Annotated in this window: 12 protein-coding genes and 2 pseudogenes; 10 read left to right on the forward strand and 4 right to left on the reverse strand. The window is 72.2% G+C overall.

Annotation, left to right across the window (positions count from 1 at the left end; all coding sequences use genetic code 11):
- Positions 1 to 23 precede the first annotated feature (23 nt).
- The 4 genes from ACIRJR_RS19715 (at position 24) to ACIRJR_RS19730 (ending at position 4588) form a co-directional block, all read left to right on the forward strand.
- The gene (locus ACIRJR_RS19715; RefSeq protein WP_403782839.1) at positions 24 to 1115 is read left to right on the forward strand and encodes a glutamate--cysteine ligase; all 1092 of its coding nucleotides are present in this window, start codon (positions 24 to 26) and stop codon (positions 1113 to 1115) included.
- A gap of 274 nt (positions 1116 to 1389) precedes the next feature.
- Positions 1390 to 2271: an SDR family oxidoreductase gene (locus tag ACIRJR_RS19720; protein ID WP_403782133.1), complete on the forward strand. Its 882-nt coding sequence runs from the start codon at positions 1390 to 1392 to the stop codon at positions 2269 to 2271.
- A 168-nt stretch (positions 2272 to 2439) separates the two neighbouring features.
- The gene (locus ACIRJR_RS19725) at positions 2440 to 2901 is read left to right on the forward strand and encodes an SRPBCC family protein (protein ID WP_403782136.1); all 462 of its coding nucleotides are present in this window, start codon (positions 2440 to 2442) and stop codon (positions 2899 to 2901) included.
- A gap of 70 nt (positions 2902 to 2971) precedes the next feature.
- Positions 2972 to 4588 carry a phytoene desaturase family protein gene (locus ACIRJR_RS19730; RefSeq protein WP_403782139.1) on the forward strand — a complete coding sequence of 539 codons (1617 nt, stop codon included), beginning with the start codon at positions 2972 to 2974 and terminating at the stop codon, positions 4586 to 4588.
- Between the two features lie 276 nt (positions 4589 to 4864).
- Here ACIRJR_RS19730 and ACIRJR_RS19735 read toward each other — a convergent pair whose 3' ends face one another.
- On the reverse strand, positions 4865 to 5191 hold the full coding sequence (locus ACIRJR_RS19735) for a plasmid stabilization protein (protein ID WP_403782142.1): 327 nt from the start codon (positions 5189 to 5191) through the stop codon (positions 4865 to 4867).
- Positions 5192 to 5379: 188 nt separating this feature from the next.
- Positions 5380 to 5754 (reverse strand): annotated as a pseudogene (locus ACIRJR_RS19740) (thiamine pyrophosphate-dependent enzyme); the annotation flags it as partial.
- A gap of 205 nt (positions 5755 to 5959) precedes the next feature.
- Between ACIRJR_RS19740 and ACIRJR_RS19745 the strand changes: the two are divergent.
- Positions 5960 to 8085 (forward strand): annotated as a pseudogene (locus ACIRJR_RS19745) (SpoIIE family protein phosphatase).
- 214 nt (positions 8086 to 8299) lie between these two features.
- Here ACIRJR_RS19745 and ACIRJR_RS19750 read toward each other — a convergent pair.
- Positions 8300 to 9100, reverse strand: a complete 801-nt coding sequence (locus ACIRJR_RS19750) for an MBL fold metallo-hydrolase (RefSeq protein ID WP_403782145.1) — start codon at positions 9098 to 9100, stop codon at positions 8300 to 8302.
- A gap of 434 nt (positions 9101 to 9534) precedes the next feature.
- Here ACIRJR_RS19750 and ACIRJR_RS19755 point away from each other — a divergent pair, with 434 nt between their 5' ends.
- From ACIRJR_RS19755 to ACIRJR_RS19770, 4 genes are all read left to right on the forward strand, one after another.
- Entirely contained in the window at positions 9535 to 10332 is a 798-nt protein-coding gene (locus ACIRJR_RS19755; RefSeq protein WP_403782148.1) for a type VII secretion system-associated protein, read from the forward strand.
- Entirely contained in the window at positions 10329 to 11633 is a 1305-nt protein-coding gene (locus ACIRJR_RS19760; protein ID WP_403782151.1) for a ricin-type beta-trefoil lectin domain protein, read from the forward strand. Before ACIRJR_RS19755 ends, ACIRJR_RS19760 begins: the two co-directional genes overlap by 4 nt.
- Positions 11634 to 11782: 149 nt before the next feature.
- Positions 11783 to 15100: a right-handed parallel beta-helix repeat-containing protein gene (locus ACIRJR_RS19765; RefSeq protein WP_403782154.1), complete on the forward strand. Its 3318-nt coding sequence runs from the start codon at positions 11783 to 11785 to the stop codon at positions 15098 to 15100.
- Complete coding sequence (locus tag ACIRJR_RS19770) at positions 15097 to 16347, forward strand: S8 family serine peptidase (RefSeq protein WP_403782157.1); 1251 nt, start codon at positions 15097 to 15099, stop codon at positions 16345 to 16347. The genes ACIRJR_RS19765 and ACIRJR_RS19770 overlap by 4 nt, the downstream gene beginning before the upstream one ends.
- A gap of 74 nt (positions 16348 to 16421) precedes the next feature.
- Here the strand turns inward: ACIRJR_RS19770 and eccCa are convergent, their stop codons facing one another.
- A complete protein-coding gene (gene eccCa / locus ACIRJR_RS19775) occupies positions 16422 to 20465 on the reverse strand; it encodes a type VII secretion protein EccCa (protein ID WP_403782160.1) in 4044 nt (1347 codons plus the stop codon).
- Positions 20466 to 20867: 402 nt separating this feature from the next.
- On the opposite strand from eccCa, the gene eccD reads away from it, so the two are divergent.
- Positions 20868 to 22274: a type VII secretion integral membrane protein EccD gene (gene eccD, locus ACIRJR_RS19780; RefSeq protein ID WP_403782163.1), complete on the forward strand. Its 1407-nt coding sequence runs from the start codon at positions 20868 to 20870 to the stop codon at positions 22272 to 22274.
- The last annotated feature ends 21 nt before the right edge of the window (positions 22275 to 22295 follow it).

The raw sequence follows: 22295 nt of genomic DNA on the forward strand, positions 1-22295 counted from the left end.
ATGACGGGGCGAGGAAGGTCATGATGGCGCGCACGGTGGGTGTCGAGGAGGAACTGCTGCTCGTCGACGCGCGGAGCCATGAGCCTCGCGCACTGTCGAAGGCCGTGGTGGCCCTCGCGGAGCGCCGTGCGCAGGGGGACTCCGTCTTCGAGCCGGAGCTCCACGATCAGCAACTGGAGTTCGCCACCCGACCGCGCGCCGACATGGGCGAACTCGCCGAGGAGATCTGCAGCCGGCGGGCCGAAGCGACGCAGAGTGCGGCCCGGGCGGGTGCCGCCGTGGTCGCACTCGCGACCACGCCCCTGCCGGTCAGCGCAGCCATCGGCGAAGGTGAGAGGTACCAGTGGATGGCCAGGAGGTTCGGACTGACCGCGCAGGAACAGCTGACCTGCGGGTGTCACGTGCACGTCTCCGTGGAGTCGGACGAGGAGGGTGTGGGGGTGCTGGACCGCGTCCGTCCCTGGCTGTCCGTGCTGCTCGCGCTGAGCGCCAACTCCCCCTTCTGGCAGGGCCGTGACACCGGGTACGCCAGTTATCGCAGCAGGGTCTGGGGGCGCTGGCCGTCGGCCGGGCCGGTGGAGTCCTTCGGCTCCGCGGAGCGCTACCACGCGCAGGTCGACGCGCTCATCGGTACCGGAGTGCTGCGCGACAAGGGAATGATCTACTTCGACGCACGGCTGTCGCACCGGTACCCGACAGTCGAGATCCGGGTCGCGGACGTATGTCTGGAACCCGCCGACGCCGCCCTGCTCGCCACGCTCGCGCGAGGGCTGGTCGAGACGGCCGCACGCGACTGGTGCGCGGGCGCACCGGCTGACCCGGTCAGCGTGGGTTTGTTGCGGATGGCCGCCTGGCAGGCCGGCCGCGCCGGTATGGACGGGAAACTACTGCACCCGGCGACCATGCTCCCCGTGCCGGCGTCCGAGGTCGTGGACGCCCTGCTGGCGCACGCCCGCGATGCCCTGGAGGACAGCGGCGACTTCGAGGCGACCGAAGCGGCTCTGTGCGCACTGCTGCACCGTGGGACGGGGGCACGGACCCAACGGGAAGCGCTCGCCCGCACGGGCAGCCTCCGCGGCGTGGTCAGCGACTGCGTGGCCAGGACGCTCAGCTGACATCCGGTGACCAAGGCGCCGGTCCCTCGCTGAACAGGGCCTTCAACCATCCAGACTGCGGTGGCCTGCCCACGGTCGGAGCCGAGGACGTTCGTCGGCAGGAAACGGGGACAGGAGCCCGTAAGTAAACGCTTCGGTGTCCAGCGGATCACGGGACACCGTGCTGCGGGAGAGCTGCCTCCACGCACTTCGACCACCGCGAGCGAGCGTTCGCGTCTCCCTCAGCCGCGGCGCAAGCTGGAAGCAGTGGACCCGAGGAAAGGGAGCGGCAGTGATGGGTGGCACTCCGCAGGACCCGGCGACCAAGCACCCGCAGCCGGAGTTCGCTCAGCAGGACCAGGAGCCGCCGGGCTGGACCGGTCCGATGGACCCGCCCCCTGACCACGGCGAGGACTCCTACCGTGGGAGCGGATTGCTGGCGAACCGGGCTGCGGTGGTGACCGGTGGTGATTCGGGTATCGGGCGGGCCGTCGCCCTCGCCTACGCACGCGAAGGTGCGGACGTCCTGTTCACCCATCTGCCCGCCGAGGCGGCGGACGCCGAGGAGACGGCCCGCCTCATCGAGGAGGCGGGCCGCCGCGGCTTGGCCGTGCCGTGCGACATCCGGGAAGAGGAACAGTGCCGTCGCCTCGTCGAACGGGCCGTGTCGGAGTTCGGGCACATCGATGTACTGGTCAACAACGCGGCCTATCAGATGTCCCAGCCCGGCGGCATCCAGGACATCACCACGGAGCAGTTCGACCGGGTGATGCGCACGAACCTGTACGGCATGTTCTGGCTGAGCAAGATGGCCGTGCCGCACATTCCGTCAGGTGGATCCATCATCAACACCACCTCGGTGCAGGCGTACAAGCCGAGCCCTCACCTGCTCGACTACGCCATGACCAAGGGCGCCATCGTGACGTTCACACAGGGCCTCGCACAGATGCTGGTCGAGGAGGGAATCCGGGTCAACGCCGTTGCTCCGGGGCCGGTGTGGACGCCGCTGATCCCGGCGACGCTGCCGGACACCAAGGAGTTCGGCAAGCAGGCGCCGATGGGCCGGCCGGCTCAGCCCGCGGAGATGGCGCCCGCGTACGTGTTCCTGGCTTCGGAGCACGCGAGCTACATCACCGCGGAGATCATGAACGCCACCGGAGGCACTCCGCTTCCCTGATCCGGCCAGGGCTCGTCCGGTGATCACGACGCCTGTCGGAGAGGCCTCAGGGCCCCATACGTCCATCCAGGCCCTGAGAGAGCGGCCCCCCGAAAGCTCATGGAGTGAGTGGGCCCGTTCGCGTCGGGTACCGGGGCCCGGCGCACACCTGCGAGACCTGGAGGGTCGATGGCTGTACGACACCGATTGATCAGAAGCAGTGTGGAAGACGTCTGGGCGGTTCTCGCCGACAGCAGACGATACGGCGACTGGGTGGTGGGAACATCCGAGTCACGGCCTGACGAGGGTGTATGGCCGCAGGTCGGCTCCAGCATCACGTACACGGTCCGTCTGGGACGGTGGTCCGCGGCCGGAAGCACCGTCGTCCGGCGCAGCGAGCCCCCCGACGTGCTGGAGCTGGAGGCTCACAGCGGGTGGCTCGGCACCGCCCGCATCGCGTTGGAGGTCCGGCGATGGGGCGAGGACGCCCTCGTGACCATCGACGAGCACCCTCTGCGCGGGCCGGCCGGGAAGCTTCACAACGCGGTTGCGGACGCACTGATCCAGATGCGCCACCGCAGCGTGCTGGCGCGATTGGCCGACACCGTGGAGAAGACCGCGAAGCGGGTGCATGACACAGCGGGATCCTGATCCGCGGCTGTGCGCACGGCGGCACGGCGGGGGCTGACGGATCTCATGTACCAGACTCCTGGAGGCATCGATGCCGGACGCGGTGGTCATCGGCGCGGGGCCGAACGGTCTCGTCGCAGCGAATCTGCTCGCCTCCGCGGGGTGGAGCGTGGAGGTGCTGGAGGCACAGCCCGAGCCTGGTGGTGCGGTCCGTAGCGACCGGGGCGTCCATCCCGATCACGTGAGCGACCTCTTCAGCGCGTTCTATCCGCTCGCTGCCGCCTCGCCGGTCATCGACGGCCTGAAGCTCCGGGAGGAGGGGCTCAGGTGGAGCCGTGCCCCGCGTGTGCTGGCGCATCCGCTGCCTGCCGGCCGGTGCGCGGTAATCGACCGCCGGGCGGAGGACACAGCGGCGGGGCTGGACGCGTTCGCAGCGGGCGACGGGGCTGCCTGGCTCGCTCTGTACCGCACATGGAGTCGCCTGGGCCCCGACATCCTGCGGGCCCTGTTCACCCCCTTCCCGCCGGTGGGCTCCGCTGTCCGTCTCGCTGCCAGGCTCCGGGCCTCCGGAGGTCTCCGGATGGCACGGACGATGGTGCTGCCCGTGCGTCGACTGGGTGAGGAGGAGTTCCGCGGGGAGGCGGCCAGGATCCTCCTCGCGGGCAACGCGCTCCACGCGGACCTCGGCCCCGAGGCAGCGGGCAGCGGAGGCTACGGATGGCTCATGTCCATGCTCGGGCAGACCTACGGCTTCCCGGTGCCTGCAGGGGGAGCCGCGGCCCTCACGGCGGCGCTGGTGCGACGGCTGGAGCGGTACGGCGGAGTGGTCCGCTGCGGAGAGCGCGTGACCGAGGTCGTCGTACGCGGCGGACGCGCTGTCGGCGTACGCACCGCGGGGGGTGAGGACGTGCCGGCGTCCCGTGCCGTGCTTGCTGACGTGTCCGCGCCGGCGCTCTACGGCGAACTGGTCGACGCACGGCATCTGCCCAGCCGGATGCTGAGCGACCTGCGCCGGTTCCAATGGGACTTCGCGACGTTCAAGGTCGACTGGGCGCTGGACGGTCGCGTGCCCTGGACCGCTGGGGCCGCGTCCACGGCGGGAACCGTCCACCTGGCCGACGGAGTGGACGGTCTCACCCGCTTCGCCGCCCAGATCGCGACAGGCCGGGTGCCCGACCGGCCCTTCCTCGTCTTCGGGCAGATGACCACCGCCGACGCCACGCGCTCACCCGCCGGCACGGAGTCGGCCTGGGCCTACACCCACGTCCCGCACCGGGTCAAGGGAGACGCCGGCGAGGACGACCTGACGGGGCGATGGGACCGGCGCGAGCAGGAAGCGATGGCCGACCGTATGGAGAACGAGGTCGAACGCTGGGCACCGGGGTTCCGCTCCCGCGTCATCTCCCGGCGCCTTCTGCCACCGCCCACCCTCGAGTCCATGGACGCCAACCTGCACGGCGGCGCGATCAACGGCGGGACCGCGGCCGCACACCAGCAGCTCGTGTTCCGCCCGACGGCCGGTAACGGGCGGCCGGAAACACCGGTGAAGGGCCTGTACCTCGCTTCGGCCTCGGCCCACCCGGGCGGCGGCGTGCACGGCGCCCCCGGCGCCAACGCCGCGCGTGCGGCGCTGCGGGGGAGGAGTGTGTACGGGCTGCACGCACCGTCATTGCCGTGGTCCGTCCGCACGGGACCGACGGGCGGGTGAAGTACGGCCTGTGCTGCCCACCGCGTTGTCAGGCGCGGGGCAGCAGGCTGGAGGCCGCTGCTCAAGTGACGGCGGACTGCGTCATTGATGACGGCCCAGCGGCCCAGCAACGAGATCTGGCGGCACACAGCGAGGACAGCACCGGGATCGGTGCGCCTCTGAAGTGGTCTGTCCGGGCCTGGCCTCGCGTACTCAGCGCGCTCGCTCCGGTCGTGCCAGGGTGCGACCCCTGCGACGAGGAACGGCCTCAACGCCGAGCACGGCCCCGGCGCGTGGTCAGCGGCCGAGTGCCTTGCTCAACTGGTCTTTGGTCATCGACGAGCGTCCTTCGACGTTCTTCTTCCTGGCCTCCTCGTAGAGCTGGTCCTTGGTCGGCCCTCCGGGGCCGCTGTGGGAGCGCTGACCGCCGCGCTGAGGGGCGGACTTGGGGTCACGCGTGGACGTCTTGCTCGCCGTCTCCGACTCCCCTGAGCGGGCCCGTTCCTTGTTGACCGTGCGGGCGGCGATCTCCTTCGCCCGCTTCTCGGAGGTGCCGCGCTTCTCGGCACCTTCCTTGATGTGCTCGTACTGGCGCTCACGCTTGCGACTGGATCCTGCCGGCATGGCACTTCCTCCTCCATCGAGCAGACCGACGAGCCTTCACGACTCGCGGCACATGGACGGCTACCCCCATCACACGCGCAAAACCAGGCGCTCGCGATCCGGGAGAGCCCTCTCGCGCCGCGACCGGCCCCGAGAGGCCCGACGGGGCGGGAGCCCGGCCGCGACCACGCCTGTGGGACACCGGTACGTCAATGGTTCTCCTCGGTGCTGTCGTGCCGCCCGGCGCCGGGCCGGCCGGAACGGTGCCGGCTTCCCGGCAGCACGTCCTGCACCTTGGCCTTCAGACCATGCCTGATCATGGAGCCGCGGTCGCTGTCACCGTGGAGGATCGCGGAAGCCGCGGCCTCGATCTGGTCCAGCGAGGCGTGCGGCGGAATGGGCGGGACGGCGGGATCGGTGCGGAAGTCGATGACGAAGGGGCGGTCGGCTGCGAGCGCCTGGTCCCATGCGGCTTCCACGTGCTTGGGCTTCTCCACCCGTACGCCGTCAAGCCCCAGGTTCCTGGCGATCTCCGCGTAGTTGACACCGGCCGCCGGCGGTGAAGCCTCCCGCGGGCGGAAGCGGTGCTCGTCGCGCGGAACCGGCGCCGTGCGCACCGTGCGCGAGGACTGACACTTCGAGAAGTGCGCCGGTAGGGCGGATCCAGAGCCCGCCGGCCCCGGATTCCGAAGAGCGGAGCTTTTGAGCGCTGTCGGGAAGCCCTGCTCGTGCACTGCTCGAAATCGCTTGACACACCTGTTTCACCTAGGACGGCTTATCGTCGTATATGTGAGTGACGGCAGTGCTGCACCTGGCAGTGGGGCGTCTCTGGACCAGGTGCTCAACCGCACGGTTCAGAGCACAGGGGCGCTGGCCGCAGGCGTGTATCTGCTCGCGGCTGACGAACCGGTGCTGTGCCTCACGGCGGTGTGCGGTCTGCCGGTGAACACGGCGGCCCCATGGCGGAGGGTGGCCGTATCGGCTGCCGGGCCGCTGTCCGAAGCGGTACGGGAGAACCATCTGGTCTGGGTGGGGCGGCAGGAGGAGATGGCGCGCCTGTACCCGAACGCCGCGGCCGGCCTGCCCTACCAGTTCGCGCTGGCTTTCGCGCCACTGAACGGCCTGCGCCTCTGGGGAGCACTGGTGCTGGTGTGGCCCAAGGACCGTCCGCCTGCCCTGACCCGCCGCGAGCGGGGGCACGTCCTTTCCAGCGCCAGCCGCATCGCCCGAGTGCTGGACGAAGCGCCTGTGCCATGGAGGATTCCCGACCAGCCGCGTGCGGTGCCTCTGCGGACGCCGGGCCCGGACCCGGCGCAGACCGGCCTCGCCGCCGACGACCTCCTGCAGCGGCTGCCTGCCGGTGCCCTCAGTTTCGACCTGCAGGGCCGCATCACCTATGTCAACGACGCCGCTGCCCGGATGCTCGGCCGTCCGGTGGAGAGCCTCCTGGGAAATCTGCCGTGGCAGGCGGTGCCATGGCTCGACGATCCGGTGCACGAGGATCACTACCGCACCGCTGTCTTCAGCCGGGAGCCCGTCGCGTACACCGCGCTGCGCCCGCCCGATGACTGGCTCGACATCCGGCTGTACCCCGGTGACAGCGGCATCAGCGCCCTCATTTCCCCCAGCCCCGGCGGACAGCCGGCAGCGGAGAGCCCGCCGCCCCACATCACCACGCCGCTGGGCGCCTCGCCCGGGGCAGCCGGCACCGGGAGGATCCATCAGCTGATCCACCTGGCGGCCGCTCTGAGCCAGACCGTCACCGTGGCAGACGTCGTCACCATGGTGGCCGACCAGATTCTGCCCGCCTTCGGAGCGCAGGGCATGGTCATCTCCGCCGCGGATGCCGGACGCCTGAGGATCATCGGGCACCGGGGCTACGACCCGCGCAACGTCGCCCGCTTGGACGGCCTGCCCCTGGACACGGACCTCACACCCGCCGGTCAGACTCTGCGCAGCGGTGTCCCGGCCTTCTTCGCCGATCCCGCCGAGATGACCCGCGCCTATCCACGGGCATCCGTCCTCAGCGGAAAACGTGCCTGGGCATTCCTGCCCCTGGTGGTGTCCGACCGCCGGGCTGCTGTGTCCTGTCCTACGACCGCCCGCACACCTTCAGCGCGAGCGACCGCGCGATCCTCGTGTCACTGAGCGGGCTCATCGCACAGGCCATGGACCGATCCCTCCTGTACGACGCCAAGCACGACCTCGCGCACGGTCTGCAACAAGCCCTCCTCCCGATGACACTGCCCGCCGTTCCCGGCCTCTCCGTCGCAGCCCGCTATCTGCCGGCCGCCCGCGGCGTCGACGTCGGCGGCGACTTCTACGACCTGATCCGACTCAGCGACACGTCCGCCGCCGCCGTCATCGGAGACGTGCAGGGGCACAACATCAACGCCGCGGCCCTGATGGGGCAGGTCCGCACCGCCGTCCACGCCACCGCCGGCACCCTGCCCGGCGAAGTCCTGGCCCGCACCAACCGCGTGCTCATGGATCTCGAGACGGACCTGTTCGTCTCCTGCCTGTACATCCACATCGACCTCGCCGCGCATCGCCTTCAACTGGCCAGCGCAGGACATCCGCCGCCGCTGCTGCGCGACCCGGCGGCTACTCCGCAGACCATGGCGCTCGAGGTGGAACCCGGCCCCCTGCTCGGCATCGGCATGTGCGCAGAGGCCGACTATCCGCTCACCACCGTTCCGCTGCCTCAAGGGTCCCTCCTCGCCCTCTACACCGATGGGCTCGTGGAAACCCCGGACGTCGACCTCACCGACTCGATCGCCGCTCTGGCTCACGTCCTCACCAGGGACGGTGACCGGTCTCTCGACGACCTGTGCGACAGCCTCCTCCGTCACGCAGGCCTTCATCACGCGCGCACCGACGACATCGCTCTGCTCCTGCTGCGCAGCCGCTCCTGACGGGTGGTCGGCTGCCGCGGGTTTCCCTCCACGCGGTCCGTCGTCACGCCACGGCCATGCCCGTCATCCAGGCTCGGTCCGCCGTCCGACGGACCTGTCCCCGGATCCTGCGGCTCCGGCCCACCGTCCCGGAGCCTGCGGCTCCGGCCCACCGTCCCGGAGCCTGCGGCTCCGGCCCACCGTCCCGGAGCCGACGAGCGACCCGCCGGGTGGTTCAGCGCGTGACGAACGGCTGGGTCAGGTGCGGTGTCGCGAGGTGGAGGGTGTCGGCGGCCCGGCTGCGCAGCAACTGCTCCCTCGAGGACCTGGCCTGTGCGACGTCCGTCTCGTGGGCGTAGGCGAGTTCGGGGTGGAGCAGCTGGATCGCGTGCACGAGCAGATCGCCGGTGACAGCGACCAGGTCGCGGCCGGACTCGACGAGCACGCTCTGGTGTCCGGGTGTGTGGCCGGGAGTGGCGAGCACGCGCACGCCGCTGCTCAGCGGGGCGCCGCCGTCGAGCAGCCGTAGCTGACCGGCCTTCCGGAGCGGGTCGATCACCGTGGACCGCAACTGCGGGTTGATCTCCTCGATCGCGTCGATCTCGGCCTGCTGCAACAGGTACTCGGCGTTCGGGAAGAACGGCCGTGCCTCCTCGCCGACGACGGCCCAGCCCACGTGGTCGGTGTGGAGGTGCGTGAGCACCACCGTGTCCACGTCGGACGGTTCGATACCGGCGGCGGCCAGTGAGGCCGGGAGCGCCCCGGGCACGGGAGCCCACGAGGCCGCCGGGCCGTCGGCCGGGCCGATTCCCGCGTCGACCAGCGTCACACCCTGGCCGCCGCGGATGGCGAACGCGCGGAACTGGAGCCACCAGCGCCCGTCGGCGTCGAGCGCGCCGGGGTCGAACTCGTCCGCCGCCGCCCACTGTTCCCCGGTGGCATCGGGGAACGCCTCGGACCTGGGCGAGAAGAAGGGGCCCGCGCTGTCGGCGAGGGCGGTGACGGTGTAGGGGCCGAGCTCCAGGTGATCGGGCATCCCGCAGATGATGCCATCGGCGGGCGGCCCTCGGCCAGGCCGGCTGACTCGGAGCCGGCTCCAGGACAGGCCGTGGGCGGCGGTGGAGCCGGCTCCAGGGCTGTGGGCGGCGGGGGGCCCGTCCGCCCGGTTCGGGCGTCCGGGCCGGAAGGCGCTGTGAGCCGAAGGGACCGGTCGCGTGGACGACGCAGCCCGTCGGGAGTTGACGGCGCTTCCTCACCCCGCATGTCCCCGTCGCTTTGTCCGCCTGCGCCTCGCTGCTCCCGGATCGTTCCCCGTTCGGGCGGCAAACGGCTACGCGGGCGCCCGATACGGACCCTGGGCGGACGTCCACGGGTGGGGCTGGTGTGACATCCTGTTGATCGGTTTGACCGGTGTCGGCGTGTGCTCAAGCCGCTCGGCACCCAAGGATGCCTACGTACCCAAGAGTTCAGGTGGAGATGCGGCCCGGAGAGCGGCAAGAGGGCGGGCAGAGCGTCCCGTTCGTCGTCAGTCTCCCCGCTGACGGGTTGTCATCCGACGGCGGAGCTGTCGAACCACCCCTCATACCCGAGGCCGTGAGCGCTGCCGCCCGCCAGGCGCCGGGTCACTGGATCGGCGTGGTGGACCCGGAGTGGACCGCGGAGGGGGCGCCGCCGGAGTGGGCGGTGGTCGGCGAGTGGCAGTCGGACGACGACGGCGGAGTGGGGGAGTACCGGGCCAATCCCGCGTACCGCCCTTCCGCGCGGACGCTCGACTGGCCGGAGCCCACCGACCCGGTGGACGCCGCGGCGCAGCGGGCCGCCACCGGCTACGGCTCGGTGGCAGCGGCGCTGGAGGCGCTGGCGGCGGCCGAGGTCTCCGTGGTGCGTGGAACCGACGGCGGGCCGCTCATGGCCACCGGGCGGGACGGCGCGCCTGTGGTGCTGTTGTTCACCTCGCCGGCACACGAGTTCATGTCCCGGGCACTTCACCATGACACGCTGCCGGCGGCGGAGCTGGCCCGGTCACTCAGCGATCCCGGCACGCTGCTGATGGTCAACGCCGCAGCGGCGGCACCCCTGCTCGTCCCGGCGGACAGCCTGCTCGGCCCCGACCGTGCGATGGACGAGAAGAAGGCCCCTGCCGGGGAAACGCCCGTACACCTCTCCGGCGCGGTGCTCCGTACCGGTGCTCCGTCCGCGGACCCCTCCGCGGGCGGGGCCGACAGCCCACCCCGACCCTGGCCCCACACCACAGGGAGAACCCCGTGACGCGTTCGGCTCAGCAACCCCCCGCCTCCCCACGGGTTCCCGCGGAGTCCGGTTCCGAGAGCGAGGAGTCGGCCCCCGCCGCCCTCGCGGAGTCCACACCGGAGGCGAAGTCCGCCACGTCCGGGCCCGAGGCCGGGGCGAAGCCCGCCACGTCCGGGCCCGAGGCGGAGACAGCGGCGGCTGCCGACGCGGCGGAGACCGCAGCGTCGGGCAACGCGGCGGAGGAGAGGCCGGAGTCAGGTACGCCGGGCGGTGCGGCCGAGGCGAAGACAGCTGTGGGCGCCACCACCGAGTCAGGGTCCGAGCCCGGGTCCGAGTCCGGGGCCGAGCCCGTGTCCGGGTCCGGGGCCGAGCCTGAGCCCGAGTCCACCCCCGGGAACGCCTCCGGCAGCCGCCCCGAGGGCGACCCCGACTCCGGTGCCACCGCCGCCGCGCAGAGCCGGCTGCCCGCGCTCGTGCGCACCATGACCGCGACCGCGATCGGCCGGCCGCAGCAGGCCGGACCGGTCGGGCGGCCGGGCAAGGCTGTGCTGGCAGGGGCCGCGATAGCGGGGGCGCTGCTCGTGTCGGTGCCGTTCCTGGTGCTTGCGACGGGCGACGACAAGGACCCCGACCAGCCGAGGACGGCAGCCGGGACCGTGCTCACCGGCAGCGGGCAGGAGACCCCGGGCGAGTTCGGCCTGACCCCGACCGAGCCCGCCGCACCGGGCGACAGCACAAAGGGTCCGGACGCGTCCGAGAAGCCCGCCAAGACGGTGCAACAGGCCCCCGAGGCCCCGGCGCCGGACAAGGACGAGGCCGCGGGAGCGGAGAAGAAGGACGACGCCGAGAAGCCGGCCGCGCCGAAGAAGCAGAGCGGCGATCAGAAGTCCGGCACCACCAGGAACAAGCCGGCGGCCGCTCCAGCGGTCACCCTCAGCGCCCCTGTCTCCTTCCGCAGCCATCTCTCGGGCCGTTGCATCGACGTACCGGGGCACGACTTCAGCGACGGCAAGGCGCTGCACATGTGGGACTGCAACAACGCGGACGCGCAGAAATGGCAGTTCGCGTCCGACGGCACCATTCGCATCAAGGGCCTGTGCCTGGACGTGGCCAACGCGAACTTCAGCGACGGCGCCGTCATCCAGATCGCCCGCTGCAGCGACAACCCGGCCCAGAAGTTCGCCCTGAACGGCAGCCATGACCTGGTCAACACCGTCGTCGGCATGTGCGTCGACATCGCGGGGGCCAACCGCGACAACCGGGCTCCCCTGCAGCTGCTGAAGTGCTCGGGCAACCCCGCCCAGAAGTGGAGCACCTGACCGCGACGCCTCGGCACCGGGAGTACCGCTCCCGGAACCCGCCCGTCCCGGGGGCGAGGCATGATGGCACCGTCGGCTCCCCCGACACACGTCCCCGGCGAAGAGGGGGACGCACGCTGAAGACGTTGCCGTAGCAAGGAGGTTGGTGCGTGTCGCGCCAGGTACTGTCGGTCGGCCCTGACAGCCGGGACCGCTACCGGACGATCGGTGAGGCACTCGCTGCCGCCCGGACCGGTGCGCTCATCAGCGTCCGCCCCGGGACGTACGCGGAGAACCTCGTGATCCACACGAGGGTGACCCTCACCGCCGCCGAGGGGCGGGGCACCGTGGAGATCCGGCCGCGTGCGGGCAGCGTCGTCTCCCTGCGTGCCGACGCCGTGATGCTCTCCGAGCTGACGCTGCGCGGCGGTGACGCCGAGCTCCCGGCCGTCGACGTACGGCGCGGTCAGGCCGCGCTCGACGGCTGCGAGGTCGTCGGCGCCGCCTGGACCGCGATGCTCGCCGGAGGAACGGGCTCCCTCGCGCTGCGCGACTGCCGGGTCAGCAACCCGCAGGGCGCCGGCGTCGTGGTGACGTCGAACGCGCCCACCACCGTGGAGTCCTGTACGTTCGAGCACCTGGGGACCAGCGGCCTGGTGCTCGCGGAGCAGGGAGAGGCGCGGGTCCGCGACTGCACGGTGCGCGGTGCCCGCGGAAACGGACTGCTCGCCAACGGCGAGTCCCGAGGCAGCGTCGAGGACTGCGACATCTCCTCCACCGACAAGCCGTCCATCGCCCTGGAGGGGGGCTGCGCCGTCTCGGTCGTGCGCACCGTGGTGCACGACACCAGCACCGGTGTGCACCTGAGCAGCACGGGCCGTACGACGCTGGAGGACGTCCGTGTCACCGGTGCCTCCGGGAACGGAATCACACTGGCCGGGGGCACCGACCCGGTGCTGCGCCGCTGCCGCGTCTCGCGCACCCGTGGCCACGGCCTGCTGGTCACCGACCGGGCGCGCGGCACCTTCGAGGACTGCTGGGTGGACGGCGCGCAGGGCGCGGCGGTCCGCGTCGCGGGGGGATCCTCCCCGGCGCTGACCGGACTGACGGTGCGTGACTGCGACGGGGCGGGGCTGCTCCTGGAGGAGGACTCCGCACCGGAACTGGACCGGCTCGAGGTGATCGGGGGTTCACCCGCGGTGGCGGTGCTCGGCGGGGCCAACCCGCTGCTGCGCCGTGCCCGGCTGGTGGAGCCCTCCGGCGACGGACTCACGGCCACCAGGGAGGCCCGGGGGAGGGCCGAGGACTGCGAGATCGTCCGGCCGAAGGGGGCGGGCGTACGCGTGGCCTCCGGCAGCACCTTCTACCTGGCCGGGGGCGGGGTGTCGGACACCGCCACCAGCGGCCTCGTCGTGGAGGACGGGGGCAACGTCACCGTCCGTGACTTCCGCGTCGAGATGTCCGGCGAGGAGGGTGTGGTGGTCGCCGCCGGTGGCGAGCTGACGGCCAACCGCACCGCGGTGCACGCCCCCAAGGGCCATGCCTTCCTGCTCCGGGAGGGTTCGCTCGCCTCACTCAGCGGCTGCGAGGCCACCGGCGGTGCCCAGGACGGCTTCCGGGTGGAGTCCACCGCCCCGGTCTCGCTGGTCAACTGCCACGCCCGGGAGAACGAGGGCGGTGGCCTGGTGCAGACCGTGCCCGGTGAGCGGCTCGCCGTGGAGGGCCTCAACAGCGTCGGCAACGGCAAGCGTGACGCCTGGGGCACCGGCAGCGCGGAGAACACCGACCCGGCCGGCGCCGGGGCCGCGGACACGCCCCCGCCGGACCGTGCGGACGGCCCGCTGGGCGCACTCAACGCCCTGATAGGCCTGGAGAACGTCAAGCAGCAGGTGGGCACCCTCGTCAACCTGACCCAGCTCGCCCAGCGCCGCGAACAACTCGGCATGTCCGCACCGCCGATGAGCAGACACCTGATCTTCGCCGGTCCGCCCGGCACCGGTAAGACCACCGTCGCCCGCCTCTACGGGGCCATCCTGGCCGAGCTGGGGTCGCTGCGCAGCGGGCACCTGGTGGAGGTCTCGCGTGCCGACCTTGTCGCGCAGGTCGTCGGCGGCACCGCGATCAAGACCACCGACATCTTCCAACGGGCGCTGGGCGGCGTGTTGTTCATCGACGAGGCGTACACGCTGACCGCCGACAGCGGAAACGGCGGCGCCGACTTCGGCCGCGAGGCGGTGGACACCCTGCTGAAGCTGATGGAGGACCACCGCGACGACGTGGTGGTGGTCGCCGCCGGCTATTCCCGGCAGATGGTCTCCTTCCTCGGCTCCAACCCCGGTCTCGCCTCCCGTTTCTCACGGACCGTCGAGTTCGAGAACTACTCGGTGCCCGACCTGGTCGCGATCATGGAGAGCATGTGCGCCCAGCACCAGTACGAGCTGGGTGAGGGCACCGCGGCGGCGCTGGCCGCGCACTTCGGCGCGATGCCGAGGGACGAGGGCTTCGGCAACGGCCGTGCCGCACGCGGGGTGTTCGAGGAGATGGTCGACCGGCAGGCGGTCAGGCTCTCCACGCAGGCGCAGGTCGGTGAACACGATCTGCGGCTGCTGCTGCCGGAGGACGTCTCCGTCACCGCCGCGGCGAAGGCCGGGGAGCCCGCGGCAGCGGACCACGACCCGCTGACCCGCCTCGGCGACATGATCGGCCTCGCCGAGGTGAAACGCGAGGTGGCCGACCTGGTCAACCTCATCACCACCGCCCGCCACCGGGCCGCCGCAGGGCTTCCGGTCCCCTCGCTCAGCAACCACCTGGTCTTCACCGGTCCGCCCGGCACGGGCAAGACCACCGTCGCCCGCCTCTACGGAGAGGTCCTGACCCAGCTCGGCATACTCGACCGGGGCCAGCTGGTCGAGGCCGCCCGCGCCGACCTGGTCGGCCGCTACATCGGCCACACCGCCCAGCTCACCCGCGAGGTCTTCGAACGGGCGCGCGGCGGTGTGCTGTTCATCGACGAGGCCTACACCCTGACCCCGCGCGGCGGCGGCGCCGACTTCGGCCAGGAGGCGGTGGACACCCTGTTGAAGCTGATGGAGGACCACCGCGACGAGGTGGTGGTCATCGTCGCCGGCTACACCGACGAGATGGAGCGCTTCCTCGGCTCCAACCCGGGTCTGGCCTCTCGCTTCCCGCGCCGGATCGCCTTCGCCGACTACTCGTCCGAGGAACTGGTCACCATCGTGCGCGCCCAGGCATCGGCCATGGGGTACGAGTGCGGACCCGGCACGGGGCCGCTGCTCAGGGAGTACTTCGACGCGCTGCCCCGGGACCGTTCCTTCGGCAACGCCCGACTGGCCCGCCAGGTGGTCGAGTCGATGGTCACCCGACAGGCCGGACGGCTCAGCTCGCTGGCCGCCCCCACCCTGGACGACCTGCGCATCCTCCGACCCGAGGACATCGTCGCCGCCGCACCGAAGGTGGCTCCCCGATGAGGCCGCACCCCCGCGGGACCGCTCGACTGCTCTCCGGTGCCGGTCTCGCCGCCGCCCTGCTGCTGCCCTTCGCCCCACCGGCCCAGGCGACGTCCCCCTCGCGCGTGCCCGCGGCCGACGGGGCGAAGGGCCAGGAGCTGCCGGGGATGCCGTCCGCACTTGATCCGGGGGCCGAAGAGGCGGCCTGCACGCCCGCTTCCCGGGAGAGGGCGGAGAAGCAGGACTGGTCGCGTCAGCGCCTCGACCTGGACCGGCTGCACGGGCACAGCACGGGTGAGGGCATGACCGTCGCTCTGATCGACACCGGTGCCGCCCCCGACGCGGCCGGGCTGAAAGGCCGGGTCTCGGCCGAGGGCGCGGCCGGTGAGGACTGCGTCGGGCACGGCACGTTCCTGGCCGGGCTGATCGCCGGGAACGGCGCCGGCAACCCGCGACTGGCCGGTGTCGCCCCACAGGCGAGGATCCTGGCCCTGCGCGGCACCGACCCGCGCGGCCGGGCGACTCCCGCCCTGGTGGCCGAGGCCCTGAACGAGGCGACCGCCGCCCGGGCCGACGTGATCGCGGTCGCGGTGGCCCTGCCTCGCCGGGACGCGGCGCTGACCCGCGCGGTTGCGGAGGCCCGGCGTTCGGGCGCGGTGGTCGTCGCCGCGGCGACCCCGGACCCGCCCCGGAGCGGCACGGAGGAGATCCCGGCCCGCACCTACTGGCCGGCGGGCGAGCCCGGCGTCCTCTCGGTCGCCGACATGCTCCCCACCGGTGTCCGCCCGGACGACGCCCCGCCCACCGCCGGCATCGACCTGGTCGCCCCCGGTGCCGGGGTGGTCTCCGGCGGCCCGCGCGGCGACGGGCACTACCTCGGCGCCGGCGCTTCGGTGGCCACCGCATTCGCCGCCGGCTCCGTCGCGGTGGTGCGCGCCGCCTATCCCGGGGAGGAGCCCGACGACGTCATCCGCCGTCTGACGGCCACCGCCTACCCGGCCGGCATTCCCCAGCTGGACCCCTATGCCGCGGTCACCACGATCCTCGGCGCGCCCGGTGCTTCCCCCGGTGCCGAGCGGCCGTCGGAACCCGTGACCGTCCGCGACACGGCTGCCGCCGACCGCGCCACCGGTCGTGCCACCCTCCTCGCCCTCGTCGGCTCCGCCGCCGTCCTGGCCGTCCTGTGGGCGGGCTTCGCCGTCACCCGGGCCCGCGCCCGGGGCTGGCGTCCGGCGGGAGCGGGAGGAACGGGAGCGGGAACGGACTGAGCTGACACCCGGTACGACACGGCACGACGCCCTCCCGGAATCCTTCCGGGAGGGCGTCGTCGCGTTCGCCGGTCCTACTGACCCTGGTTCTCCTCGACCAGCGCAGTCTGCATCAGGCGCGGCTTGCGGCGGGCGATGTGCAGGGCACGGCCGGGAGGGAGGTTGAGGGGCTTCGCGTCGCCGAAGAGACGGCCTTCCGTGGGCGGGCAGGAGAGCAGGACGGCCGGGTTGTTGGCCTCGTCGAGGCGGCGTACGAGACCGTCGCTGAGGCCACGGCCGGCTCCCATCGCGCTGCGGGCGACGACCAGGTGCAGGCCCATCTCGAAGCCGAGCGTCAGACTCTCGAAGAGCGGCTCGAAGGGGCTCTGGAAGGAGTTGCCGGAGACCATGTCGTAGTCGTCGACCAGGATGAAGAGACGCGGCCCGGTCCACCAGTCGCACCGGCGCATCCGGGCGGGGGCGATGTCCGCCCCTGGCACACGGGTCTTCAGTGCGCGTGCCGCACCGTCGATGGTGTCCTTGAGGTTGTCCAGGGAGATCACGTGCCCGATGCGGTACTCCTCCGGGACGGCGTCCACCAGGGTGCGGCGGTAGTCCACCGCGATGATCTTCGCCTCGTTCGGGGCGTATCGGGCGGTGATGCCCTTGGTGACGAGGCGTAGCAGGTTGGTCTTGCCGCTCTCCGTGTCGCCGACCGCGATCAGGTGCGGCGTACGGCTGAAGTCGTGCCAGACCGGCTCCAGGGAATCCTGGTCGATGCCGAGCGGGAGACGCATGCCTCCGCCCTCGGTGGCCTCGGGTGCGGGGAGTTCGGCGAGCGGGAGGCGGTGCGGCAGCATCCTCACCTGAGGGGCGGGCGGGCCGGACCAGTGCCGGGAGACCTCGGCCACCAGGTGGGCGACACCTTCGCCGAGGTCGTCGAGGGAGCCGCTGCCGTCCAGGCGGGGCAGACCGGCGAGGAAGTGCATCTTGCTGTCGGCGGTGATCCCCCGGCCGCCGGTGCGCGGCACCGAGCGGGCCTTGCGCGTGTCGATCTCGGAGTCCATCGGGTCGCCCATCCGCAGTTCGAGACGGGTGGCGGCCTGGTCACGTACCTGGGCGGACAGCTCCACCCAGCGCGTGGTGGTGATGATCAGGTGGATGCCGTAGTTGAGGCCGCGGGCGGCCAGTTCGTTGAACTTCGGGATCAGGCCGTCGTAGTCCTGGCGGACCGTGGACCAGCCGTCGACCACCATGAAGACGTCGCCGAACGGCTCGTCGGAGAACTCCCCGGCGGCCCGGCGGCGGCGGTAGGAGTTCATGGAGTCGATGGTGTGGTCCACGAAGAACTGCTCACGGCGGGCGAGCAGCGTCATCACCTCGGCGACGGCCCGGTGCACACGCTCCGGGTTGAGCCGCGCGGCGACACCGCCGACGTGGGGGAGGGCTGCGAGTTGCGAGAGCCCGCCACCGCCGAAGTCGAGGCAGTAGAACTGGACCTCGGCGGGGGTGTGGGTGAGGGCGAGAGCGGTGATCAGCGTGCGCGTCAGGGTGGACTTGCCGCTCTGCGAGCCGCCCGCGACCGCGACGTGTCCGCCCGCTCCGGAGAGGTCCACGACCAGCGGGTCGCGCCGCTGCTCGAACGGCTTGTCCACGAGACCGACCGGGACCCGCAGCCTGCCGGTGCCCGACCAGCCGGCGGCGCTGAGACCGCGCTCCGGGTCCGGGGCGATGCCGGGCAGCAGGGCGTCCAGGGCGGAGGGCTCCTTCAGCGGCGGCAACCACACCTGGTGGGCGGCGAGACCGGAATCGCGCAGCCGGTCGAGGGCCACGTCGAGCAGGGCCTCCTCGTCACCGCTCTCCTCGGTCTCCGGCTCCGGCACGGCCGAAGGCGCCACCGTGCGCGGCACCACCCAGCCGCTGGTCCACGGCACCACCTGGCTGGCCACCCGGGCCTGCACCACCGCACCCGTACGGCGCCGGTAGGTCCCGGACGAGTAGGCGGCACGGAACCTGGTCAGCGCCTCCACACCGGACTTCAGGTAGCCGCTGCCGGGCTGGGCCGGCAGTTCGTAGGCGTCCGGTACGCCGAGCACCCCGCGGCTCTCCATGGCGGAGAAGGTACGCAGTCCGATGCGGTACGACAGATGACTCTCCAGCTGGTGCATGCGCCCCTCGTCCAGGCGCTGCGAGGCGAGCAGCAGATGCACCCCGAGGGAGCGGCCCAGGCGACCGATCATCACGAACAGGTCCATGAACTCCCGGTGGGCGGAGAGGAGCTCGCTGAACTCGTCGACGACCACGAACAGGCTGGGCAACGGGGCGAGACCGGCCCCGGCGGCACGCGCCCTCTCGTACTCCAGGGCGGAGGTGTAGTTGCCCGCGGAGCGCAGCAGCTCCTGGCGGCGGATGAGCTCGCCGTGCAGGGCGTCCTGCATGCGCTCCACCAGGGCCACCTCGCTGGCGAGGTTGGTGATCACGGCGGACGTGTGCGGGAGCTCCTCCAGGCCGAGGAAGGTGGCACCGCCCTTGAAGTCGACCAGGATGAAGTTGAGGGTCTCGGAGGAGTTGGTCAGGGCGAGGCCGAGGACGAGGGTGCGCAGAAGCTCGCTCTTGCCGGAACCGGTGGCGCCGATGAGCATGCCGTGCGGGCCCATGCCGCCCTGCGCGGACTCCTTTATGTCGAGCTCGACCGGACGGCCGTCCACACCGACCGCGATCGGCACCCGCAACCGGGCGGATCCGGTGTTCCGGTCGAAGAGGGTCCGCGGCTCGTGCCGGTGCAGGTCGGGGATGCCGAGCAGTGTGGTCAGCTCGACGTCGGAGTCCAGCGGCTGCGCGATGTCGGTGCCCAGGCTCATCCGCCGTGACGTGAGGAGCCTGGACAGGGACTCCGCGCCGAGCAGGCCGAGCCGGTCCGGCCGGCCGAGCGGCACGGAGCGCTCCTTGCGGCTGCGGTCCGTGCGCACCAGGCTCACCTCGTCGGGCCCGGCGGTCAGCCGCAGTGTGTTGCGGCCGGGGCGCCAGCGCAGCGCGCCGGAGACATCGAGGGCCAGGGCGTTGCGGTAGCCGTGCCCCTCCCAGCGGTGGCCCTCGGGGACGCTGACGCCGTCCAGGACGACGACGGTGTAGGGCTCGTCGCGGCCGGGGCGGGCGTCCGGGTCGAAGTCCGGCCGTTCGGCGAACTCGGCGCCCAGCAGATCGTCCAGCTCGGCGACATCAGCGGTGATCCGGCGCACCTGGCCGGCGCCGTCCTCCTCGTGCGGGTCGAGCACGTGCGGCAGCCACTTCGCCCACTCCCAGTCGGGTCGCCGTTCGTCGCTGACGCAGAAGGCGATCCACAGCTCCTCCGGCGCGTGGAACACCGCGAGCTGCCCCAGCACGGCGCGCACCAGCGCGCGTACCGCGTCGGCGCCGGGGGCGTTCTCCTCGCGTGAGGGGGCACCCCCCTCGGGGGACGCCCCCTCCGGTGCCTCCTCCGGGCGCAGCAGTATCCGGGCCGAGGAGCGCAGGTAGAGGCCGAGCGGCTGTTCGGGGATGGTGGAGTAGGCCCGGATGAAACGGCGCAGGGCGTGTGCGCAGAGAGGTTCGAGGTCCTCCACCGGGCGGGTGGAGACCGGTTCCAGGGTGAGGGCGAGCTGCTGTTCGCCGACCGCCAGACGGACCTCACCGAAGTCCTCGTCGGCCGGGCGGCGTTCCCAGAGACGGGAGGTGCGGGCCAGGGAGCGGAGCGAAGAGGGCTCCGGATGGCGCCAGGCGAGTGCTCGCTGCTGCTCCGCGATGGTGGTCCTGACCCGCTTGCGGGTCTGCGCCAGATAGCGGAGGTAGTCGCGGCGTTCGCCCTTAAGGCGCTGTTTGCGCTCGCTGGAGCGGCGCATCAGCTGCCCCAGGAGCATGGCCCCGGCGGAGAGCGCCATCACGCCCATCGCCAGATACATGAATACGCCGTTGCCGCCACCCGGTCGCAGGAACATCAGCATCATGGACACCGACATGAGCGCCATCGGCAGATAGGTCCATATCGCCGAGGTGTCCGGCACGGTCTCGGCGAGGACCGGCGGCTCCTGGAGCGTCAATTGCCCTTCGGGCATCTCCGGGCCGCGACGGCGGGCCGGACGGCGGAACAGCACCACACTCAAGGAACAGAACCTCCGGTTTTACGGCTTTCCGGCCCGTACCGAATACCGGTGCGCCCGGTAGTGGGAAAGACCGCACCGCGCTGATTCTCCGGGTCCCGCATGCCGCGGTGAACGCCGGGTGAATGTTTCGGGCGGACAGCCGGGGAGGACCAACTCCCCTGACGGCCAATTGCATACCGGATAGTGAGTCCGGTCCGCAATACGACCCGGTGGTCGTAGGCAGTAGTCTGCATTCACGGAACGCGAACTGTCCACGCGGGGACGGTCGTCGCAGTGCGCGGCAACCCAATTCCCGGGCCAGGCAGGTGTTCCCGGCCGTACGGACCTTCCGTACTGTTCGCACACCCCCTCTCCCGGGGCCCACCCAGTCGAAGTCCCCCACGGAAGCCGAGAGTTCAGCTGATGACCGACAGTGCGGTGGCCGAGTCGTGCCGCCTGACCGTACGTGCGCCGAGCGTCACCGTTGATCTGGCCGTGCCCGCCGACGTACCGGTCGCCGACCTGCTGCCCACGCTGCTGCGCTACGTCGGCCAGGAGGCCGAGGAAGCCGGGCTGGACCACGCCGGCTGGGTGCTCCAGAGGCTCGGCGACGCCCCGCTCGACGAGGAGACCACCCTCGTCGGCGCCGGACTGTCCGACGGCGCCGTCCTCTATCTGCGTCCGCACACCGAGGCGCTGCCCGAGGCGCGACTGGACGACCTCGTGGACGGGATGGCCGACACCGCGGGCCGGCGGCTTCACACCTGGCATCCCGAGGCGGCCCGCGGCCTGCTGGTGGGCACCGCGGTGGCGACCGTCGCGGCCGCCCTCGTGCTGGTGTTCTGGCCGGGGGTGAGCGCCTCCGCGTCCTCCCGAGCCGCGTGCGCGGCGGTCGCGGGGCTGCTGCTGCTCGCGGGTGCGGGCTCCGCCAGCCGGGCCGTGGGAGACCGCCTCTCCGCGACGGCGCTCGGCCTGCTGGTCGCCCCGTGCCTGGCGCTCGCCGGCTGGGTGCTGCCCGGCGGCGACGTCACCGGCCCGGACGCGGCCCAGGTCGTGGGGGCGCGGCTGCTCGCGGCGGGCGCCGCGGGCGCGGGCGGCGCGGTCATCGCGCTCGCCGCCACCGCGGTCGGCGCACCGGGCCTGCTGGCCACCGCGGTCGTCTCGGTGGCCACCGCGATCGCCGGGGCCCTGATGGGATACACCGGCCTGGGAGCCCCCGCGGCGGTGGCGCTGGTCGCGACGGTCGTCGCGCTGGCCGCCGGCACGGTCGCGCCGTTCGCCTTCAAGCTGGCCGGGATGCGGATGCCCGCGCTGCCGTCCTCGGCCGCCGAGCTCCAGCAGGGCATCGACCCCTACGCCGGCGACGAGGTCGCCGAGCGCACCGAACTGGCCGGACGCTGGGTCGCCGCGCTCTTCGCCGCCACCGGCGTCATCGCCGCGGCCGCACTGACCGTCCTCGCCGAGCACCCAGACCTGCCCGAGGTGCTGACCGCTCTCACCCTCGGCCTGCTCCTCCTCCTGCACTCCCGGGGCCTGGTGCACATCTGGCAGCGGCTGTCCCTGGCGGTGCCCGGGATCTGGGGGCTGCTGCTCCTGGCCCGCGCCTGGGCGGTGGACAGCGGGAGCGAAGGGCGCCTCGTGGTCTTCGCTGTACTGCTCGCCGCGGCGGCCGGGTTCGTGACCGCCTCCTGGACGGTGCCCGGCCGCCGGCTGCTGCCGTACTGGGGGCGCGCGGCCGAACTGGCCCACACCCTCTTCGCCGTCGCGCTGCTGCCGCTCACGCTGTGGGTCGCGGGTCTCTTCGGCTGGCTGCGCGGCCTGTTCGGCTGAGTACGCCCGCACACCGGGACA

This window comes from Streptomyces sp. NPDC102402 (genome assembly GCF_044765765.1).
Classification (GTDB): domain Bacteria; phylum Actinomycetota; class Actinomycetes; order Streptomycetales; family Streptomycetaceae; genus Streptomyces.

Coding starts and splice junctions, on each gene's coding strand:
- ACIRJR_RS19715 (WP_403782839.1), top strand. CDS start 24: ATGGCGCGCACGGTGGGTGTCGAGGAGGAACTGCTGCTCGTCGACGCG.
- ACIRJR_RS19720 (WP_403782133.1), top strand. CDS start 1,390: ATGGGTGGCACTCCGCAGGACCCGGCGACCAAGCACCCGCAGCCGGAG.
- ACIRJR_RS19725 (WP_403782136.1), top strand. CDS start 2,440: ATGGCTGTACGACACCGATTGATCAGAAGCAGTGTGGAAGACGTCTGG.
- ACIRJR_RS19730 (WP_403782139.1), top strand. CDS start 2,972: ATGCCGGACGCGGTGGTCATCGGCGCGGGGCCGAACGGTCTCGTCGCA.
- ACIRJR_RS19735 (WP_403782142.1), bottom strand. CDS start 5,191: ATGCCGGCAGGATCCAGTCGCAAGCGTGAGCGCCAGTACGAGCACATC.
- ACIRJR_RS19750 (WP_403782145.1), bottom strand. CDS start 9,100: ATGCCCGATCACCTGGAGCTCGGCCCCTACACCGTCACCGCCCTCGCC.
- ACIRJR_RS19770 (WP_403782157.1), top strand. CDS start 15,097: ATGAGGCCGCACCCCCGCGGGACCGCTCGACTGCTCTCCGGTGCCGGT.
- eccD (WP_403782163.1), top strand. CDS start 20,868: ATGACCGACAGTGCGGTGGCCGAGTCGTGCCGCCTGACCGTACGTGCG.